Source organism: Herbaspirillum lusitanum P6-12 (assembly GCF_000256565.1).
In the GTDB taxonomy this organism is placed as follows: domain Bacteria; phylum Pseudomonadota; class Gammaproteobacteria; order Burkholderiales; family Burkholderiaceae_D; genus Herbaspirillum; species Herbaspirillum lusitanum.
Genome location: NZ_AJHH01000798.1, coordinates 1 through 512, shown reverse-complemented (window position 1 = coordinate 512; position 512 = coordinate 1). Strand labels below are relative to the sequence as shown.

General features: G+C 64.1%; 1 protein-coding gene and 1 pseudogene. One reads left to right on the top strand and one right to left on the bottom strand.

Translation table 11 applies throughout. The features are described from left to right. Window positions 1–319 (bottom strand): annotated as a pseudogene (locus tag HLUSI_RS32135) (fumarylacetoacetate hydrolase); the annotation flags it as partial. A 12-nt stretch (window positions 320–331) separates the two neighbouring features. On the opposite strand from HLUSI_RS32135, the gene HLUSI_RS34565 reads away from it, so the two are divergent. Beyond that, window positions 332–512 (top strand): hypothetical protein (locus HLUSI_RS34565; RefSeq protein ID WP_238534082.1); only part of this gene is annotated, 181 nt, incomplete at its 3' end.

The following is a 512-nucleotide window of genomic DNA, read 5'->3' as shown; positions in this document are numbered from 1 at the left end:
GGACTGGCGATGGTGACGCGGTCGCCCAGAACATGGTGCCGAGGAACAGCATGAAGCCGTCCGGATACTGGTGATGCGCGCCGCAGGTTTGCTGCACCAGGTCGAGCGGATCGCGACTGATCTCGCGCATGAAGCTGACGCCGTCGAGACGGAAGCCGTCGGCGCCTTCGATGCGCAATGAGACTTCGGCCTGGCGCACCGTATCGATGGTGAAGCGTTCGTCGAACAGGCGAATGAAAGGCCCGACGGCGCAGGATGCGTTGTTGTCCTTGGCCTTGCCCAGCAGCAGGGCGCTGCGGCCTTCGATGTCGCGCAGGTTGCGATTTTTTCAATGTGGACGAAGCTCGCCGCCAGCGCGTCGAGATCGAGCAGGTTGCAGTGCAGGAAGGTCGGCGGCAACGGTGTGTCGCGTAGCGCGGCTTCCAGTTCGCGCGACTCGCGCTCGGCGATGTCGAGGAAAAATACCTGCGCGCCTTGTTGCGCGAAGGCTTCCACCAGCGCCGCGCCGATGC